Raw genomic sequence first — 17,089 nt, forward strand, 5'->3', positions numbered from 1 at the left:
AAGCGGGATTCCGCAGGAATCCCGGAGGTAGGAGGGAATTCCCGCGTCACGAGAACGGACCGGGCGACTTTTGGCCGGACCGTCCCAAGGCCCGTCCATGACGAAGACGACCCAGGAGTACGGCGAGTGGCCGCTGAAACGGCTGATGACGGAAGTGTGTGGCTCCGGGCCGAAGTCCGCGGAGGACCTGACACGCGAGCAGGCCCGGGAGGCGTTCCAGCGCATCCTCGACGGCGAACCCGACGACCTCACGCTGGGCGGCTTCTGGCTGGCGAACCGCTGGAAGCACAACAACGCGGAAGAACTCGGCGCGTACACCGACGTGATGCGAGAAGAGAGCGTCGTGACGGCCGAACCCGACTGTGACCCGGTCGACTGTGGCGCGAACTACGACGGCAAGGGTCGCTCGGCCATCTTCGGCGTCGGCGCGGGCATCGTCGCGGCCGCGGCGGGCACCCCGGTCGTCGCGCACTCCGGCGACCGCGTCCCGACACAGAAGCAGGACGCCTACAAGCACGTGCTGGACGAACTCGGCGTCCGCACCGAGCTGTCGGTGCAGGAGTCCGCCGACATGGTCGACGAGACCGGCTTCGGCTTCTACTACCAGCCCGAGTTCAACCCGAAGGTCCACGCGCTCTGGGAACAGCGCGACCAGCTCGGTGTGCGCTCGTTCGTCAACACCATCGAGACGCTCGCGAACCCGGCGAACGCGTCGGTCCACCTCGGCTCGTTCTACCACCTCGCGTTCGCGAAGAAGGTGTGTGACACCTTCGCCGCGAGCGAACAGAGCGACGTGGACAAGGTCGTCATGTTCCAGGGCATGGAGGGCTACGACGACATCCGCCCCGGGTACACGAAGGTCGCTGAATGGGACGGTGAGGAGTTGAGCGATTACGAGATAGAGACCGCGAACTTCGGGATGGACTTCGAGAGCGAGGACCTCGAAGTCGAGAACGTCGCCGAGGAGTCCGCGACCATCACCGAGGAAGTGCTCGACGGCGAGCGAACCGACCAGTTCGCCGACGCTATCGCCCTCAACGCGGCGTTCCGGATGTACGCCCGCGACGACGTGTCTGACCTCGACGAGGGACTGGCGGCGGCCCGCGAAGCCATCAAATCAGGCGACGCGTCGGCAGTTCTGGCAGAACTCCGAGACTTCTAGGACCCAGTACCCTTTTGGCCACCCTTGGCGAATCAGGGGCATGGACTCTCGGTCGCTGTACGCAGCAGACTACGACCTCATCCGCGAAGCAGAAGCCTGTCTCGACGAACACTATCATCCGGAACGACACGACGTCGCCTCCGCCCTCCGAACGGAATCGGGCGAGGTGTACACGGCAGTCAACGTCAACTCTCGCATCGGAAACGCAAGCGTCCACTGTGAACCCGTCACGCTCGCGAACGCGCTCCGGGACGGGCACACCCGGTTCGACTGTTCTGCGGCGGTCTACTACCCCGACAACGACCCCGACAACGACCCGGCCGTCACCCCCGCCTGTGGTGTCTGCCGCGAACTCCTGTACGACTACGACGTCGAACTGGACGTCATCGTGATGGACGACGGTGACGTCCGAAAAGCGAGTATCACGGAACTGTTACCCGGTCGCTAATCGGGACGTCACTCGTCGACCGGGACGGCGACGCTCGCCAGCCGGTCTCCACCTTTGACCGTCGCCTCACGTGTTATCGCGTAGAGGATTCCATCGCGGGTGACCTCGGCCCGCTGAAGGACCTCGTACGTCGTCGGGTCGTACACGGAGCCGAGTGCGTCACCGACGGAGACGGTCTGGCCGAGTTCGAGCGACTGTGCGGGCCGGAACAGGCCCGAATCGGTCGCGTCGACCCGCCCGAGGTGGTTGCGTGCGACCCGTGGCTCGTCGGTTGGAATCATCTGTCCGTCGAGGACGTCGAGCGACCGGAGGACGTTCAACACGCCGCGGACGCCGGTCCTGACCGCCGGTTCGACTATCTGTTTGTTGTGTGCGAGTTCTGGGGTGATCGCTGGGATATCCTCGTGGGCCGCCGCGACCCGGAGTTTCCCGTCGAATCCGCGACGGTGCCAGGCGTCCGGGGCGTCCTCGCCCGCCTGTTCGGCCAGGAGCAGGTCGGTCCCGAACACCTCCGCGAGTTCTCGCGACCGGTCGTCGTCTTCCATGAACACGGTGTGGGTCTGCATCTCCGGACTCCCCGTGTGGAGGTCGACGATGGCGTCCGCCTCGCTCGCGTACGCCCAGAGGGCGGCGGCCATCCGCTGGTGGAGGGTTCCGTCAGCCTTCCCGGGCCAGACGCGATTCATGTTCGGGTTCACCGAGTCCAGTATCTCCGGGGTCGTGTACGACACGCGGTCGAAGGTGAGCGGGTTCGCGACGGGGACGACGATAACTCGGCCGTTCAACTCGGTGGTCGGCAACTCGTCGTGCAGGCGGCGACACACCTCCGTCCCGTTCACCTCGCGGCCGTGCTGGGCGGCTTGCACGTACACCGTCGGCCCTGCATCGGGGCCCTCGTAGCTGTGGACAGTTGTCGTGACCTCGACACCCGACGGGAGCCGGGCCAGTGTCACGCGCTCTCTGCGATGTCGAGCCGAGCGGGTCATTCGGTAGGCGGGTTCGCTCGGCTGGCTATTGAATATACGGTGCCTACCGGTCGGACCGCAAGCAGGCGTAGAGGTGACTGTCGACGTACTCGCCGTCGATGTACTCGTGTTCGCGCAGGACACCTTCGCGCTCGAAGCCGAGTTTCTCCAGGACGCGCTGTGATTCGACGTTGTCCGCGAGGGTGTCCGCGGTCACCTTGTGCAGGCGTAGTTCGTCGAACGCGTAGTCGACGACGAGTGCCACCATCTCCGTCGCGTACCCCTGCCCCTGGGACTCGGGGACGACCCAGTAGCCGAGGCGCGCCCGGCCGGGGACGTGCTCGACGTCGAACAGTGCGACGAAACCGACGCGGTCGTCGTCCTCGTCGAGCGCGACGAACGCCAGGTTCTCCCGGACGGTCACGGAGTTCAGGAACGACTCCGCGTCGGCGATGGTCTGGGGGAACGCCCGGGTCAAGCGCGACCGGAGCGCCGGGTCGTTCTGATACTGTCGCAAGAAATCGAGGTCCGTGGGCTCGACCGACCGCAGCGAGAGGCGGTCACCACGGAGGAACGTCGTGTCAGCCATGCCGCGAAGAGAAGGGTGGAAAGAGCGTAAGCGTGCCGACAATCCACAACGTTTTCCCCCGGCGGGCCGTCGGACCGCGTATGAGTGACCTGACTGCGACCATCCACACGAACCGTGGCGACATCGAGGTAGAGCTGTACGACGAGCGCGTCCCCAACACCGTCGAGAACTTCGTCGGTCTCGCCACAGGCGAGAAAGCCTGGTCCGACCCGGAGACGGGCGAGACCATCGAGGGCGAACCGCTGTACGAGGACGTCATCTTCCACCGCGTCATCGAGGGGTTCATGATCCAGGGCGGTGACCCGACCGGGACCGGCCGCGGCGGCCCCGGCTACCAGTTCGACGACGAGTTCCACGAGGACCTGAGCCACGACGGCCCCGGCATCCTCTCGATGGCGAACGCCGGCCCGAACACGAACGGCTCGCAGTTCTTCATCACGCTCGACGCCACGCCGCACCTCGACGGGAAACACTCCGTCTTCGGGAAGGTCGTAGACGGCATGGACGTCGTCGAGGAGATCGGCTCGCTGCCGACCGACCGCCAGGACAAGCCGACCCAGGACGTCGTCATCGAGTCCATCGACGTTCACGACGAGTAAGTCGACACAGACATCCGCGTTCTTTCGACGCCGTACCGACCAGCCGTGGCTCTCTCGCTCTCGTTCGCACCCACTCGTTCGGGGGTAGCGTTTACCCCACGGCGGCCGACGTGTTCCCCATGCTCCGCCGACTCAGAGAGACCGGCCCTGCACTGCTGGTCCCGCTCGCGTGGACGTTCGCCACGCTGGCACACCTCGAAGTCGCCAGTACCCACACGGTCCGCGTCGGGATGGTCGTGATGGACCTGTTGCTCGTCGCGTTCACCGTGCTGTCGTGGCAGGACATGCAGGAAGGCGTCCTGTTCGCGTGGAAAGTAGTCCTCGTCGTCGGGACCGCCCTGAACCTGCTCGGGACACTCGCGCTCTTTTCGGACCCCGTGAACACGACGCTGGCCGCGGTCACCGTCGTCGGCTGGATGCTCGTCCCGGCCGCGGGGTACGTCTACACCGGGCGGAACGTCGACCGGCAACCGCGGGTGTACCTCGCCGGGGCGGCTCTTAGCCTGCTCGGGGCGGTCCTCTACCTCGTGCCGGTCCTTGGCGGGCCGGACAGCGCACTGGCCGGGTTCGCGCTCGTCGGTCTCGGGCAGACGGCCGGGATACTGGCGGCGGTGCTGTCGTACTGACGGCCCCGGTTCCGCTACGCCAGTGCGAGCAGGTGGTACGCCGCCTCGGCGGTCTCGGCGACCACGTAGATGGTCCCGTCGTCGACGACCGGGCCGGGGCCGACCTCGCCGTGGAACGACTTCTCCCAGCGTTTCGCCGGCCCGCCACTACCGAGCATACCGCCATCGGTGGTCGGGTCCAGCGCGTACAACTTGTCGCCGCCGACGAACAGGGTGTCGCGGGCGAGGGCCGGCCGAGACCGACACACGAAAGTCCCCCGCGCCCCGAAAACTCAGGCATGAGCGACGCCGACGACGCCCACGCCCCCAGCGAGATCGGCGAGGCCAACGCCCCGCCCGTCGAGGAGAAGCCCTACAAGATAATCTTCGAGGCGAACAAGTGCTTCGGGGCGGGCAAGTGCGCCGAGGTTTCGGACAACTGGGAGATGGACATCTCGACCGCGCTCGCCCGACCGAAGACGTACTTCTTCGACGAGGACGAACTCGAGCACAACATCAAGGCCGCAGAGGCCTGCCCGGCGAAGAAAGGTGCGGGCATCATCCACGTCGTCGACCGCCGGACGGACAGGGAGATATCTCCGGACCCGCACGGGGACGGCACGCTGAGCGTGGACTGGTAAGAAAACGACTGTTCTCGGGGCGCACCGCCGCCCGTTCAGGTTCGGATTGGCCTGCCGCAGCGACAGAGTACCCACCACGCGTCGTTGAGACCCTGGCCGTTGGCGTCACCCGGTTTCTTGTCCCCGGCGAAACGGTAGAGTGGCCAGCCCTCGGCGGTGACCTGGGTCGTGCCGTCGGCGCGTTCGATGGTCGCGACGCTGGCGGTGACGGTCGAGGCGACCATGACGCTGGCCTCGCCCTCGACGGTCAGCGGTGGCCAGGCGTCCGCGCAACGACCGGTGCAGGCGCTCTCTCCGCTCCCCTTCGTGTCCTGGTCGAACATGTAGAGCGTCATCCCGTCGCCGTCGACGAGCACCGGCTCTCCCACGCCCGAGACGGTCCCGGTCTGGAGCGTCGCGGCTCCGGTGGCCATCTGGGCTGGGGGGCGGGTGGTGGCCAGTGCACCGGCAACGCCGGATACCCCGGCGAGGCCGAGAGACGTGGCACTCGCGAGCAGTACTGACCGACGTGTGTACTCCATGTACAGGGATAGGCGACCGGCGTCAATAGCGGTTTTTTCACCTGCCGACGACAGTCTTCCCGAATCGAAAATCGAACCGGGCATTTACCGGGGCGGAACCGGGTCAGCCGCCTCGTAAGCGAAACCGTCTTAGGGGCGCTCCGAATACGCCAGACTGCGCGAGGGTGGCTGAGCTTGGCCAAAAGCGGCGGACTTAAGATCCGCTCCTGTAGAGGTTCGCGGGTTCGAATCCTGCCCCTCGCATACCGTCTCGAACGCCAGTGAGAGACGTGTATGCGACACGGGAGGATTCGAACGTACGAGCGAAGCGAGTGAAGTTCGAATCCTGCCCCGGCACACCCTGCCGCTCGGAAACGGAGACGCTCCCTGTGGTCGCGTCTCCCTACTCCTCGCGGGTCGCTACGCTCCCCGTTCGTAAAGGAGGGCCCTCACTCCGTTCGGCCCCTCCCATTGTGGAGGTTCTCACTCGCTTCGCTCGCTCCGAACCTCCCTACTCCTCGAACACGAAGACCCCATCCCGCTGGACGACCTCGCCATCGACCTCGATGGTTGAATCCTTGCTCACGTCGACGAGCATGTCCTGGTGGATTGCGGACTCGTTTCGTTCGTTGCCCGCCGCGACGGTGTCCTCGTAGGCGTTGCCGAGCGCGAGGTGGATGGTGTCGCCCATCTTCTCGTCGAACAGCATGTTGTAGGTGAACCGGTCGATGCCGCGGTTCATGCCGATACCGAGTTCACCGACACGTCGGGCGCCGTCGTCGGTGTCGAGGAGTTCGCGAAGCCGGGCCTCGTTCTTCGCGGCGGCGACGTCGACGACCTCGCCGTTCTCGAACGTCAATCGGACGCCGTCGACTTCCTGCCCGCGGACGACGACGGGCTTGTCGAACACGACCTCGCCTTCGACGGAGTCCGGAACCGGGGCCGTGTACACCTCGCCGCCGGGCAGGTTGAGTTTGCCGTCGTCGTTCTGCACGGGGTTGTCGTCGATTCGCATGCGGACGTCGGTCTCGGCCGTGCGGATTCGGACCTCGGAGCCCGCCTCGAGGATGTCGACCAGTTGCTGCTGATGCTCACGTTGGGCGTCCCAGTCACGGTTGACCGCGCTCCAGACGAAGTCCTCGTAAGCGGCCGTGCTCATCTCGGCGTGCTGAGCGTCGCCGGGGGCGGGAAACTGGGTGAACGTCCAGCGGGTGTTCGACTGGGCCTCCTGGACGGGTTGTATCGCCTTGCCGAACGCCGTCCCGTTCTCTGCCGGGACGTCGCTGGTCCGGTAGGGGTTCTCGGTCGCCTTGATGTCGATTATCACGTCCGCAGCCTCGACGAAGGCGAGGACGTGTTCGGGGACCGCGAAGTCCTCGGGGTCGGTGGCGCGTAAGTACGCACGGTGGGCGCGGCCGTCCAGCCAGGAGGTTGCCGGGTGTGCCCCTCGTTCGCCGAGCACCTCGTGGAGTGCGACGACGAGGTCTCTGGCCGCCTGCGGGCTGCGGATGATGACGTCGTCACCGGCCGAAATGTCGGTCGAGTGGTCCGCGATAATCTCGGCGTGGTTCCGGATGCGAGGGTCCATTCGCGGTCCTTCCACGTGTAGGGCGAAAGTAGTCGCGGCCGAGGGGCCACTCCGGTGGAGGGCCCTGAGAGGTGCGAACGGAAGCGGCGGTCGCCCGGACTCAGTAGTACGGGTCGGTCGTCGTCTCCTCACCGCCACTCTCGGTCGGCGTGTTGGTCGCGGTCTCCGTGTCACTCCCGCGGACCACCGACCCATCCGGCCGGAGGACCCACCACACGTCGTTGGCACCCTGCCCGTTCGCGTCGCCGGGGGAGCTATCGCTGGCGAAGTAGTACAGCGGCCAGCCGGCCGCGGCGACCTGCATGTCCCCGCCGTCACGCTCGAAGGTGGTGAGGTCGGCGGTGACGCCGTCGCCAGCGGTGGCTTCGCCGTCGACGGTGAGGGGTGGCCAGGCGCTGGCACAGCCGCCGCTGCAGGTGCTCGACCCGCTTCCCTGCGTGTCCGAATCGAACATGTAGAGCGTCATCCCCTCGGGGCCGACGAGGATGTCCCCGAGGTCGGGATGAGAGCGGACCTGGACCGTCGGCCCCATCGTGGACGTGCTGGTTGGGGTCGCCGTCTGTGTGTCGGTCGCGGTCGGCGTGTCGGTATCCGTCGCGTCACCACCGCCACCGGTATCGTCTCCACCGTCGCCGAGACAGCCAGCGAGGGCCAGGGTGGTTCCGGCGGCGGCGAGCAGGGAGCGTCGTGTGCGTGCCATACCTATGCTGTGGCGGGATAGTGAAAAGCGGTTTTCCGAACTGCGTCCAAAATTCGTCCCCAATCGCCGGACACCAGTGCCCCGGCGCGGGTCAACGAAGCGTGAGGTGGGTCATGAACACGAGTGCGACGAGTTCGAGCCCGCAGAGCAGGGTCACGCCGACCTGCACGTCGGTCCCGGTGACTTCGAACCACCGGATGAAGACGGGGTGGAACAGGTAGAAGTAGAGCCAGAGCAGGTTCTCGACGAGGAGGAACGCGGCGAACACCAGCAGACCGAGGGTGTGGCGCGCACCGTGGCGGCGGTAGTTGCCCAGCCAGACCCAGCCGAGGGCCAGCAAGAGCACGGCGTTCACGCCCGCGGCGATGCGGGCAGCCTCAAGCCACAGGGTCATCGTCCCTCCCTTTCGTCGCGCCAGATATAGGTGCTGTCCAAAATTCGTCCAGAATCATTGGTCCTCCGTGTCCACGACCGCGAGTATCTCTTCGACCACGTCCCAGTTCGACCGGAGCTGGTCGGTGAGCAGGTACACCGCCGCGTAGTCGTCGTCGGTGCGCCGGAGCACGTTGTTCTCCAGCAGTATCTCCGTGTGGTGGCGGATGGTGGTGTAGTCGAGGTCCAGTTCGGTCGCGAGTTCGTTGGCGTTCCGTGGGCGCTGCTCGATGGCGCGGATGATCCGGACCCGCGTCGCGGCTCCCCGCGAACTCGCCAGCAGGTGCCAGAGAACGCCTTCCATCCGCGGAACCTACCCCGACTGGCGTGAAAAAACTACGCGATGCCTCGGCCGAAAGCGACTACCCGGGCATGGCGGCACGGTAGTCGCCCGTGACCAACACGAACGGGGTCATGACAGACGTTCGTCCTGGCCGGTGGCCCCCGCGTACGCAGGAACCATTCGACTTTTATATATTTACGGTGTGTAAATATACCGGTTTGTGACAAATCTTGATGGCGTCCCGGTCCACTGACACACAACACCGCTCTTATGCCCGTGGGTAGAGGAGTAGGAGCATGGCGACGTTGTTGACCGAGCGTGACGAGGACAGACTGGTGAGTGCGTGTCGGACGACGGTGGGCGACAGCCTCCGCTCGATCACCTACTTCACCCGCGACGATTTCGAGCAGCTCTATCTCCGAAGCGACCTGGAACGAGACGCAGACCTCTCGACGTTCGTCGGGCACGAGTGGCGGGAGTTCAAGACGACACAGGCCGCGTACGAGACATCCGAACTGGGCGAGTACGAGTACACCATCCGGAAGTTCGAGAACGGCTTCCTCGTCCGGACCACCACCGACAGCGGCGGCGTGTTCGTCACGACCGACGGCCTGACCCTGTCGAACTTCGACGAACTGGCGATGGCGGTCAAGGGCGTCCTCGCGGACCGCGAGAACTGAAGCCTCACAGCCGCGCGTAAACGCGCCCTGACGAGGTCCGAGAGCGCAACGCCCTTCCCGGCTGACCGCCTACCCGCGGTGCATGAGCGAGATACCTGTCGCGGTCGAGCGGGCGCTCGACCGCCACGACGCCTTCACTGCCGCGGACTCGGGGTACGTCCTCGACACCACGGTGTTCGAAGCGCTCGTGACAGCGACCGATGGCGAGGGGAAGCGCGACGGCGAGTTCGTCGTCACCGTCTGGCTCCCCACCCTCGACGCAGCCGTCACTGGCGAGACGGTTCACGAAGTCGTCGAAGACGGCTGGTTCGAGACCCTGGAACTCCGCCTCGAGGACACGTTCGACGTCGCGACCACGACCACGCACGACCCGCCCGAGGTCACCCGGACCGACGACGAGGTCGTCGTGGAACTCTCTTACGTCGCCTGGAACGCCAGCGAGGGCGTCGAAGACGCAAAGACGCTCGTCGAGTTCGTGGAAGGGACGTACGCACAGGGTATCGTCCCGGGATACGAGTACGGCGGCCCTGCGGCGGAACTACTCCAGTCGGCGGTGCAAAACAGCGAAAACGCGGTGAACGGCGGTGGGTCGAGCGGTGGACCACCGTTGTAGACCGGGTGTGGTGGCCGTCGCGACGGAACAGCGACCGACGAACCGGCCGGGTCAGTCCATCGCGATGTAGGTCTGTGTGTCCTCGACGCCGCGGATACCCTGAATCTGGGAGGCGGCGATGTCCTTTACCTCGCCGGGGGTCTCGACGTGGACCTTCGCGATGACGTCGACGTCGCCCGCGACGATGTAGGCTGATTCGACGCCCTCGATTCCTTCGATGTTGTCTCTGAGACGGTCCGCCTCGCCCGTGTTCGCCTTTATCATGATGTATGCTGTGACTGGCATGGTTAGACTCCTGCGGGTGCGGCGCGGCTCGCGTTACCCACGATGAGTTGCCGGACGTCACCGAGCACGTCGAAGTCCGCGAGGACGACGACGCGGTCCCCGAGTTCGAGCGACTCGTCCGGGTCGGGGATGGTCATCGACTGTCCCTGCTTGCCGAAGGCGATCATGGTCGCCGTCTTCGGGAGTTCCACCTCGGCGATGGAGTAGCCCTTCATCGGAGACTCCTCGGTGACGGTGAGTTCGACCAGCTGGAGGTGCTGGGCGATGTCTGCGATGGCGCGGATGTCGCCGCCGAGCAGGGCGTTCTTCGCTCCGATGGCCCCCAGCCGTTCGGGGTAGACGACCTCGTCGACTGCGTCGGCGTACTTCCGGTAGATCTCCTCGCGGTAGTCCTCGTCGATGCGCATGACCGTCCGGGCACCGTGGTGGTCGGCGATCATGCACGCCGCGAAGTTCGTGTTGAGGTCACCAGTGAGCGCACCGAGCGCGTCGGCCTCTTCGATACCCGCCTCGCTGAGGACGTCCTCGTGAGACCCGTCGCCCTCGATGACCGTGAAATCCTGGTCACGAGCGCGTTTGACCTTCCGCTCGTCGGTCTCGATGAGCGTCACCTCGTGCCCTTCCTCGCGAAGGACACGGGCCGTGCGGAGTCCGACTCGACCTGCGCCTATGATAACGAACCGCATATCACTGTGTACGCTTACCCCCCTTGAATAACTTACCCCGGTGCCCTCCCTCGAACGGCGTCCCCTCACCGAGTCTGGAGTGTCACGGCGACCGGAGCTGACAGGCGAGAGGAGTGGAGGCGGGACTCACCGCGGTGAAACACGCAGTCTCCGCCGTCGCAGCCGGTGGGACGGGCATGGTCCTGTCGGTGGTCGACCGTCACAGGGTGGTCGCTAGCCCCGCCGTCTGCTGTCGAAAACGCCCCACCGCACAGGGCAAAGGTTTTTGCTGTGACAGAGAGTACCACAGCACGAATGGTTCACGCGTTCATCATGGTCAAGACGGCGGCCGGAAAGTCCGAAGAACTACTCGACTCCATTCGCGGCCTCGGAGCAGTCAGCGAGGCGCATATCGTCGCCGGCAACTACGACATCATCAGCGAGGTCGACACCGAAGAGGTGTACGACGTCTTGCACACCGTCGTCGGCGAGATGCAGAAGTTAGACGGTATCGCCGACACGAAGACGTACATCTGCCTCCAGTAGCGGCGACGTGGGGAGGTGGCCGCCGAGGTCAGTGTTCTAGTTCCTGCACGTCGTGTTCGGCGGTGAACGAGCGCAGCCAGTCGCGCTGTTTCTCCAGTTTCTCGGGCATCTCCGCGTACACCGAGTCGAATATCTCGTCGGGGTCGCCAGGGTCACCGGACTCGGCACGCTCGACGGCATCGGCGAGTTCCTCGTCGGCCTCCTCTTCGATGGTCTCGACGTACTCGTCGGTGATGACGCCCTGCTCGCGGAGGTACTCCTCGTAGCGCTCCAGCGGGTCCCGGGTCCGCCACTCCGGAAGGTCCTCGTCCTCGTCCTCACGGTACCGCGAGGGGTCGTCACTCGTCGTGTGCGCCCCCTGCCGGTAGGTCAGGCTCTCGACGAGAACCGGGTTTCCTTCGCGTGCGGACGCGAGCGCGCTCTGGACGAACTCGCGGACGGCCAGCGGGTCGTTCCCGTCGACCTGTCCGCCCTTGAAGCCGTACGCCTCGGCACGGTCCGCGATGGAGGCTGCAGCGGTCTGCTTACGGCGGGGCAGCGAGATGGCCCAGTTGTTGTTCTCACAGAAGAACACGGTCGGCGTGTCGAACACGCCCGCGAAGTTCAGGCCCTCGTGGAAGTCACCCTCCGAGGTCGCCCCGTCACCGAAGTAACAGAGGACCGCGCCGTCGTCGTCTTCGTAGTTCATCGCCATGCCCGCCCCGGTCGCGTGGGGAATCTGGGTGGCGATGGGGACCGCCTGCGGGAAGTTCGGGACGTCGTGGCCCGACGTGTACTCCGGCTGGCCACGGCGGAACCGGAGGATGTCACTCATAGGGACGCCACGGGCGATCTGCATCCCGTTCGACCGGTACGTCGGGAACAGCCAGTCTTCGGCCGCCATCGCGTGGGCGGCACCGACCTGCGAGGCTTCCTGCCCCTTGTACGGCGGGTAGCCACTCATCCACCCACGGCGCTGGAGCGCCAGTGCTCGCTCGTCGAACCGGCGGGCACGAACCATGTCGCGGTAGAGCGCGCGGGCCTCGTCGGCGGAAAATGGCGTGTCCGAGAGGTCGCGTTCTCCGATGACTCGATGCATGTGGTGTGCAAAACTTGCCCACTTGAAAGCCGTTCCGATACGCCAAAGGCCGTCCATTCCCTAGAGCGGGTATGGTCTCACTCGTGGGCGTCATCGGCCTCCTGGTACTCGTGCTGGTCAACACGGCCATCGCGGCCGTCTCGACGCGGTTCTTCCGCCAGCGGCTCGACACCGACTGGGGGCCAATCGTGTACGTCGCCCTCATCACGCCCGTCCTGCTCTTTGCGACCACGCTCGTCATCTCCGGGGTCCTGCAGCTGGGCTCGAACCTCGGGTCGCCACAGCTCGCCCTGCTCGTGGCGATTGCACTGCCACTCGTCCTCGGCGTCACGGTCGACTTCTTCTGGATGCCGGCCCCGGACGAGATGGAGTTGCCCGAGACGATGCGCTAGGTGGCGCAGATAGCGGCCAGTTTTCCCGACGCCAGACCCGTTTATTCACCGACCTGTAAACAGTCAGGCATGGGAGCGTCGACCTCAGCGAAGAGGTGCAGTAGCGGGCGAGCCGGGTCGGCGGTGCTACTCTTCGGCCAGAATCGCTTCGAAGACCTCCTCGACCGACTCCAGTACTTCCTCGGGCGACTTCGTCGCGTCGACCCGAACGAACCGCTCTGGCTGGTACTCCATGAGCTGTTCGTAGTTCTGCTGGACCTTCGTGAGGTACTTCGACTGCTCGAACTTGTTGGTCGCGCCGGAGCGCTGCATGGCGGTGTGAGGGTCGACGTCGAGGTAGATGGTCACGTCGGGTTCGACGGTGAACGGCTGGTGGACGCCGCGGATGTACTCCATCGGACGTTTGATTTCCCCGTCGAGGGTCGCGCCCTGGTAGGCGTACCGCGAGTCCGAGTAGCGGTCAGAGATGACGAGGTCGCCGTCGGCGAGTGCGGGGCGGACGACCCGCGAGAGGTGGTCGGCGTGGTCCGCGATGAACAGGAAGAGTTCGGCCAGCGGGTCGGCGTCGTCGTCTTCGATGGCGCGGTTTACGGACTCGCCGTACCACGAGTTCGTCGGTTCGCGCGTGAACGTGGCGTCGGGGTAGGTGTCGTGGAGCGCCTCCCAGACGGTCGTCTTGCCGCTCCCGTCGAGTCCTTCCAGCGTGACGAGCATACCCACGGCTTTCGACGGAGGGGGTTTCTGTCTGTCGTCTCTGTGTCGGGAGAGAGCCGAGGCTGCTGGACTGTCCGAAGCGGGTGGAACTGGCGAGCAGACGGAACTGGCGAGCAGACGGAACTGGCACGGAGGCGACGCGAGGCTGTCCCGTGCAACCGCTGGACCTCGCGTGGTGGGTCGTCAGGGCACGACGGTCGTGGCCGCCCGCTGGTATTTGAACCCTCGTGGCTGTGAGAGTCGTCTCGGCCGTCGGTCCTGTCTGACTGTCGATTGCCGTGGTCCTCGACTTCGACAGGCAGTTCACTCGCGCTGGTGGCTGTGACCGCACCCGCCCCGCACAACACCGCACCACGCCCTCCCCAGCCGACTGCGGTCCTCGTTCCGCGCTGCTCCACTGCGGTCCTCGTCCCTCGCGCGACACTGACTCGCGGTCTCCGACACGCGAGACAGCGCGCGCCCGATGGCTGGGTCGGTTCCGCTGGTCACCCCTCTCCCTGCCACCGTTTGGGGATGCCTTTATCAAAATCCGGAACTATCTATCAATTATGAAAGTAATCGTCGCCGGTGGGACTGGATTCATCGGGCAGCGCCTCTGCGAAGAACTCGTCGACCGCGGCCACGAGGTGACGGCGCTCGCCCGTCATCCCGACGAGGCCGACCTGCCGAACACGGTGACCACGGTCATGGGCGACGTGAGCGCGTACGAGTCCATGGCAGACGCCTTCGAGGGGCAGGACGTGGCGGTGAATCTGGTCGCGCTGTCGCCGCTGTTCAAACCGCGAGGGAACGTGAGCCACGACTCGGTCCATCGCCAGGGGACAGAGAACGTCGTGCGCGCCTGCGAGGAACACGGCGTGGGCAAGCTCGTCCAGATGTCGGCACTGGGTGCGGACTCGAACGGGGACACCGCGTACATCCGGGCGAAAGGGCAGGCAGAGGACATCGTCACGTCGTCCGACCTCGACTACGTCATCTTCCGGCCGTCGGTCGTCTTCGGCGACGGTGGCGAGTTCGTCTCGTTCACGAAGAAGCTCTCGACGCCGGTGGTGACCGGTCTCCCGGGCGGCGGGAAGACGCGCTTTCAGCCCATCTGGGTCGGTGACCTCGTACCGATGCTCGCCGACGCTGTCGAAGACGACGAACACGTCGGCCAGACCTACGAAATCGGTGGGCCAGACGTCCTGACGCTGGCAGACGTGACCGAACTCGTGTACGAGGCCGAGGGCAAGTCGATTACCATCGTCCCGATTCCCATGGCGATGGCGAAACTGGGGCTGACAATCGCGGGCCCGCTCCCGTTCGTCCCGTTCGGGCCTGACCAGGCACGTTCTCTGAAGATGGACAACACGGTGACGGACAACGACGTGGCGGCCTTCGGTGTCGACCCAGCCGAGTTGACCGCCCTCAGTGTGTACCTCGGAGTAGAGCGAACCGCCGACGCTCCGGCCTCTTACGCATAAATAGAGACCCATTATGTCAAGTAACAATGGATTACGGATTGCCGACTATTCCCGACGATAGAGGCGACCTCGCCCGATTTTTCGATTACTCGTGACACCTGTTAGAGAATCAGACCATCCAAAGGCTTATATCGATAATACCATTCTTCACAAACCAACGGAGACCCCCTTTCCATGAAACTGGCGATGATAGGATTCGGTCAGGCCGGTGGGAAAATAGTCGACAGGTTCGTCGAATACGACGAACGGACCCAGAGTGGCATCATCCGTGCCGCTATCGCTGTCAACACAGCGAAAGCCGACCTGATGGGCCTTGACAATATCCCGAACGAGAACCGTGTGCTCATCGGTCAGTCCCGCGTCAAAGGGCACGGCGTGGGCGCTGACAACGAACTCGGCGCGGAAGTCGCCGAGGAAGACATCGACGAGGTACAGGGAGCCATCGACTCCATCCCGACCCACGAGGTCGACGCGTTCCTCGTGGTCGCCGGGATGGGTGGCGGCACCGGCAGTGGTGGCGCGCCCGTCCTCGCGAAGCACCTCAAACGCATCTACACCATCCCCGTCTACGGGCTGGGCGTCCTGCCCGGCTCCGACGAGGGTGGCATCTACACCCTGAACGCGGCACGGTCCTTCCAGACCTTCGTCCGCGAGGTCGACAACCTGCTCGTCTTCGACAACGACGCCTGGCGCAAGGCCGGCGAGTCCGTCGAGGGCGGCTACGACGAGATCAACGAGGAGATCGTCCGCCGGTTCGGCGTCCTCTTCGGGGCCGGCGAAATCGGCGCTGGCGACGAGGTCGGTGAGAGCGTCGTCGACTCCTCCGAGATCATCAACACGCTCGCTGGTGGCGGTGTCTCGACCGTCGGCTACGCCACGGAGGAAGTCGAAGTGGAGGACAACGGTGGCCTCCTCTCTCGATTCACCGGTGGTGAGGACGACCAGGTCGACACGGCACACACCACCAACCGCATCACGTCGCTCGTGCGCAAGGCCGCGCTCGGCCGACTCACGCTCCCCTGTGAAATCGAAGGCGCGGAACGAGCGCTCCTCGTGATGGCAGGGCCGACGAAGCACCTCAACCGGAAAGGCATAGAGCGGGGGCGGAAGTGGCTCGAGGAGCAGACTGGCTCGATGGAGGTTCGCGGTGGTGACTACCCGCTCAACGAGCCCCAGGTCGCGGCCTGCATTCTCCTGTCAGGCGTGAATAACGTCCCGCGTATCAAGGAACTGCAACAGGTCGCAATCGAGGCACAGGACAACATCGATTCCATCCGTGAGGAAAGCGAAGAGAACTTACAGAGCTTGGTCGAAGATGACGAGGATGAACTGGAGCCACTCTTCTAGGTGGACGACGCTGGCGGTCGTGGCCATCCTCGCGTTCGCGGCGGTCGGGACAGCCACAGCCGTAGAGGTCGCCAGCGAAGACGTGCCAGCGGAAGGTCAGGTCGACGCGGACTACACCGCGACGGTGACGCTCGGCGAACTGTACCAGAATCCGGACTACACGTCGTGGACGCTGCGCGGTGAGACGGAACTGGAGGACGTGACGTGGACGGTGACGACCACGGACACCGACACTGGCAACCAGATCGACAGTCAGTCCTTCGACGGGCAGTCGTTCAACTACTCGAACATCGACGCCGAGGCGAACGACGCCAACCAGATCACCGTCGAGGTGACCGGGACCGTCCCCGACGTCGAGAACTTCAGCTACGCCGAGGAGGAGACGTTCGTCGTCGCCGAACTCACGCAGGTCCGCGAAGGCGGCACGTCGAACGAGATCTCCACGACGACGGCCCACCACTACACCGATGGGAGCAAGGAGGCCCGGCAGGCCATCTCCAGCGCCGAGGACGCCATCGAGCAGGCCGAGAGTGCGGGTGGCGACGTCGCCGCGGCACAGGAGAGCTACGACACGGCCGTCGCGTTCTACAACGAGGGAAGCTTCGACAACGCGATTTCGCAGGCCGAGAGCGCCGTCTCGAAGGCCGAGGACGCGGAGAAAGCCGCGGCGTCGGCCCAGAGCCGTAACCAGCTCCTCATGTACGGCGGCGCCGCCATCGTGGTGCTCTTGCTCGTCGGTGGGGGCATCTACTGGTACCGGCAACAACAGGACGACTACAGCCGTCTCGGCTGAG

The 17,089-nt window shown here is 65.2% G+C and carries 24 protein-coding genes and 1 tRNA gene; 13 read left to right on the forward strand and 12 right to left on the reverse strand.

Translation table 11 applies throughout. The features are described from left to right. Window positions 1-97 precede the first annotated feature (97 nt). Together ACSC1R_RS02300 and ACSC1R_RS02305 are read left to right on the forward strand one after the other, a co-directional pair. Window positions 98-1,162, forward strand: coding sequence for an anthranilate phosphoribosyltransferase (locus tag ACSC1R_RS02300; RefSeq protein ID WP_439027458.1), 1,065 nt, complete (start codon window positions 98-100; stop codon window positions 1,160-1,162). A 40-nt stretch (window positions 1,163-1,202) separates the two neighbouring features. Next, window positions 1,203-1,610, forward strand: a complete 408-nt coding sequence (locus tag ACSC1R_RS02305; protein WP_439027459.1) for a cytidine deaminase — start codon at window positions 1,203-1,205, stop codon at window positions 1,608-1,610. Window positions 1,611-1,618: 8 nt separating this feature from the next. On the opposite strand, the gene ACSC1R_RS02310 is transcribed toward ACSC1R_RS02305, so the two are convergent. Both ACSC1R_RS02310 and ACSC1R_RS02315 read right to left on the reverse strand, forming a co-directional pair. Continuing rightward, window positions 1,619-2,596 (reverse strand): succinylglutamate desuccinylase/aspartoacylase family protein, encoded by a 978-nt coding sequence (locus tag ACSC1R_RS02310; RefSeq protein ID WP_439027460.1) that lies wholly within the window; start codon window positions 2,594-2,596, stop codon window positions 1,619-1,621. 43 nt (window positions 2,597-2,639) lie between these two features. Further along, a complete protein-coding gene (locus ACSC1R_RS02315) occupies window positions 2,640-3,164 on the reverse strand; it encodes a GNAT family N-acetyltransferase (RefSeq protein WP_439027461.1) in 525 nt (174 codons plus the stop codon). Between the two features lie 80 nt (window positions 3,165-3,244). On the opposite strand from ACSC1R_RS02315, the gene ACSC1R_RS02320 reads away from it, so the two are divergent. After that, complete coding sequence (locus tag ACSC1R_RS02320; protein ID WP_439027462.1) at window positions 3,245-3,763, forward strand: peptidylprolyl isomerase; 519 nt, start codon at window positions 3,245-3,247, stop codon at window positions 3,761-3,763. Between the two features lie 119 nt (window positions 3,764-3,882). Further along, window positions 3,883-4,389, forward strand: a complete 507-nt coding sequence (locus tag ACSC1R_RS02325) for a hypothetical protein (protein WP_439027463.1) — start codon at window positions 3,883-3,885, stop codon at window positions 4,387-4,389. A gap of 14 nt (window positions 4,390-4,403) precedes the next feature. On the opposite strand, the gene ACSC1R_RS02330 is transcribed toward ACSC1R_RS02325, so the two are convergent. Next, on the reverse strand, window positions 4,404-4,637 hold the full coding sequence (locus ACSC1R_RS02330) for a hypothetical protein (RefSeq protein ID WP_439027464.1): 234 nt from the start codon (window positions 4,635-4,637) through the stop codon (window positions 4,404-4,406). 30 nt (window positions 4,638-4,667) lie between these two features. Here ACSC1R_RS02330 and ACSC1R_RS02335 point away from each other — a divergent pair, with 30 nt between their 5' ends. Further along, window positions 4,668-5,009, forward strand: coding sequence for a ferredoxin (locus ACSC1R_RS02335; RefSeq protein WP_439027465.1), 342 nt, complete (start codon window positions 4,668-4,670; stop codon window positions 5,007-5,009). A gap of 35 nt (window positions 5,010-5,044) precedes the next feature. Here the strand turns inward: ACSC1R_RS02335 and ACSC1R_RS02340 are convergent, their stop codons facing one another. Further along, the gene (locus tag ACSC1R_RS02340) at window positions 5,045-5,530 is read right to left on the reverse strand and encodes a COG4315 family predicted lipoprotein (RefSeq protein ID WP_439027466.1); all 486 of its coding nucleotides are present in this window, start codon (window positions 5,528-5,530) and stop codon (window positions 5,045-5,047) included. A 158-nt stretch (window positions 5,531-5,688) separates the two neighbouring features. Here ACSC1R_RS02340 and ACSC1R_RS02345 point away from each other — a divergent pair. Continuing rightward, a tRNA-Leu gene (locus tag ACSC1R_RS02345) sits at window positions 5,689-5,773 on the forward strand. A 247-nt stretch (window positions 5,774-6,020) separates the two neighbouring features. Here ACSC1R_RS02345 and ACSC1R_RS02350 read toward each other — a convergent pair. The 4 genes from ACSC1R_RS02350 to ACSC1R_RS02365 form a co-directional block, all read right to left on the reverse strand. Further along, window positions 6,021-7,097 (reverse strand): aminopeptidase, encoded by a 1,077-nt coding sequence (locus ACSC1R_RS02350; protein ID WP_439027467.1) that lies wholly within the window; start codon window positions 7,095-7,097, stop codon window positions 6,021-6,023. Window positions 7,098-7,197: 100 nt separating this feature from the next. After that, window positions 7,198-7,797 (reverse strand): COG4315 family predicted lipoprotein, encoded by a 600-nt coding sequence (locus ACSC1R_RS02355; protein WP_439027468.1) that lies wholly within the window; start codon window positions 7,795-7,797, stop codon window positions 7,198-7,200. A gap of 91 nt (window positions 7,798-7,888) precedes the next feature. Then, window positions 7,889-8,191: a hypothetical protein gene (locus ACSC1R_RS02360; protein WP_439027469.1), complete on the reverse strand. Its 303-nt coding sequence runs from the start codon at window positions 8,189-8,191 to the stop codon at window positions 7,889-7,891. Window positions 8,192-8,245: 54 nt separating this feature from the next. Further along, a complete protein-coding gene (locus ACSC1R_RS02365) occupies window positions 8,246-8,533 on the reverse strand; it encodes a winged helix-turn-helix domain-containing protein (protein WP_439027470.1) in 288 nt (95 codons plus the stop codon). A 275-nt stretch (window positions 8,534-8,808) separates the two neighbouring features. Between ACSC1R_RS02365 and ACSC1R_RS02370 the strand changes: the two genes are divergently transcribed. Continuing rightward, complete coding sequence (locus ACSC1R_RS02370) at window positions 8,809-9,192, forward strand: DUF7522 family protein (RefSeq protein WP_261652439.1); 384 nt, start codon at window positions 8,809-8,811, stop codon at window positions 9,190-9,192. An 82-nt stretch (window positions 9,193-9,274) separates the two neighbouring features. After that, the gene (locus ACSC1R_RS02375) at window positions 9,275-9,805 is read left to right on the forward strand and encodes a DUF5813 family protein (RefSeq protein ID WP_439027471.1); all 531 of its coding nucleotides are present in this window, start codon (window positions 9,275-9,277) and stop codon (window positions 9,803-9,805) included. Between the two features lie 51 nt (window positions 9,806-9,856). On the opposite strand, the gene ACSC1R_RS02380 is transcribed toward ACSC1R_RS02375, so the two are convergent. Both ACSC1R_RS02380 and ACSC1R_RS02385 read right to left on the reverse strand, forming a co-directional pair. Continuing rightward, complete coding sequence (locus ACSC1R_RS02380; protein ID WP_439027472.1) at window positions 9,857-10,090, reverse strand: Lrp/AsnC family transcriptional regulator; 234 nt, start codon at window positions 10,088-10,090, stop codon at window positions 9,857-9,859. 2 nt (window positions 10,091-10,092) lie between these two features. Continuing rightward, entirely contained in the window at window positions 10,093-10,776 is a 684-nt protein-coding gene (locus ACSC1R_RS02385) for a potassium channel family protein (protein WP_439027473.1), read from the reverse strand. Window positions 10,777-11,070: 294 nt separating this feature from the next. Between ACSC1R_RS02385 and ACSC1R_RS02390 the strand changes: the two genes are divergently transcribed. Beyond that, on the forward strand, window positions 11,071-11,301 hold the full coding sequence (locus tag ACSC1R_RS02390) for an Lrp/AsnC ligand binding domain-containing protein (protein WP_439027474.1): 231 nt from the start codon (window positions 11,071-11,073) through the stop codon (window positions 11,299-11,301). Between the two features lie 28 nt (window positions 11,302-11,329). On the opposite strand, the gene pdhA is transcribed toward ACSC1R_RS02390, so the two are convergent. Then, complete coding sequence (gene pdhA / locus ACSC1R_RS02395) at window positions 11,330-12,379, reverse strand: pyruvate dehydrogenase (acetyl-transferring) E1 component subunit alpha (protein ID WP_439027475.1); 1,050 nt, start codon at window positions 12,377-12,379, stop codon at window positions 11,330-11,332. A 71-nt stretch (window positions 12,380-12,450) separates the two neighbouring features. On the opposite strand from pdhA, the gene ACSC1R_RS02400 reads away from it, so the two are divergent. Continuing rightward, window positions 12,451-12,771, forward strand: a complete 321-nt coding sequence (locus ACSC1R_RS02400) for a hypothetical protein (RefSeq protein ID WP_439027476.1) — start codon at window positions 12,451-12,453, stop codon at window positions 12,769-12,771. A 126-nt stretch (window positions 12,772-12,897) separates the two neighbouring features. On the opposite strand, the gene tmk is transcribed toward ACSC1R_RS02400, so the two are convergent. Further along, window positions 12,898-13,485, reverse strand: a complete 588-nt coding sequence (gene tmk, locus ACSC1R_RS02405; RefSeq protein WP_439027477.1) for a dTMP kinase — start codon at window positions 13,483-13,485, stop codon at window positions 12,898-12,900. Between the two features lie 548 nt (window positions 13,486-14,033). Here tmk and ACSC1R_RS02410 point away from each other — a divergent pair. The 3 genes from ACSC1R_RS02410 to ACSC1R_RS02420 all read left to right on the forward strand — a co-directional run bounded on the left by ACSC1R_RS02410 (window position 14,034) and on the right by ACSC1R_RS02420 (window position 17,088). Beyond that, window positions 14,034-14,948: a complex I NDUFA9 subunit family protein gene (locus tag ACSC1R_RS02410; RefSeq protein ID WP_439027478.1), complete on the forward strand. Its 915-nt coding sequence runs from the start codon at window positions 14,034-14,036 to the stop codon at window positions 14,946-14,948. A gap of 174 nt (window positions 14,949-15,122) precedes the next feature. Continuing rightward, the gene (locus ACSC1R_RS02415) at window positions 15,123-16,295 is read left to right on the forward strand and encodes a tubulin/FtsZ family protein (protein WP_439027479.1); all 1,173 of its coding nucleotides are present in this window, start codon (window positions 15,123-15,125) and stop codon (window positions 16,293-16,295) included. Then, the gene (locus ACSC1R_RS02420; RefSeq protein WP_439027480.1) at window positions 16,273-17,088 is read left to right on the forward strand and encodes a hypothetical protein; all 816 of its coding nucleotides are present in this window, start codon (window positions 16,273-16,275) and stop codon (window positions 17,086-17,088) included. Before ACSC1R_RS02415 ends, ACSC1R_RS02420 begins: the two co-directional genes overlap by 23 nt. Window position 17,089: the final 1 nt, after the last annotated feature.

Origin of the sequence: Haloarchaeobius ordinarius (genome assembly GCF_051801355.1) — an archaeon.
Taxonomy (GTDB): Archaea; Halobacteriota; Halobacteria; order Halobacteriales; family Natrialbaceae; genus Haloarchaeobius.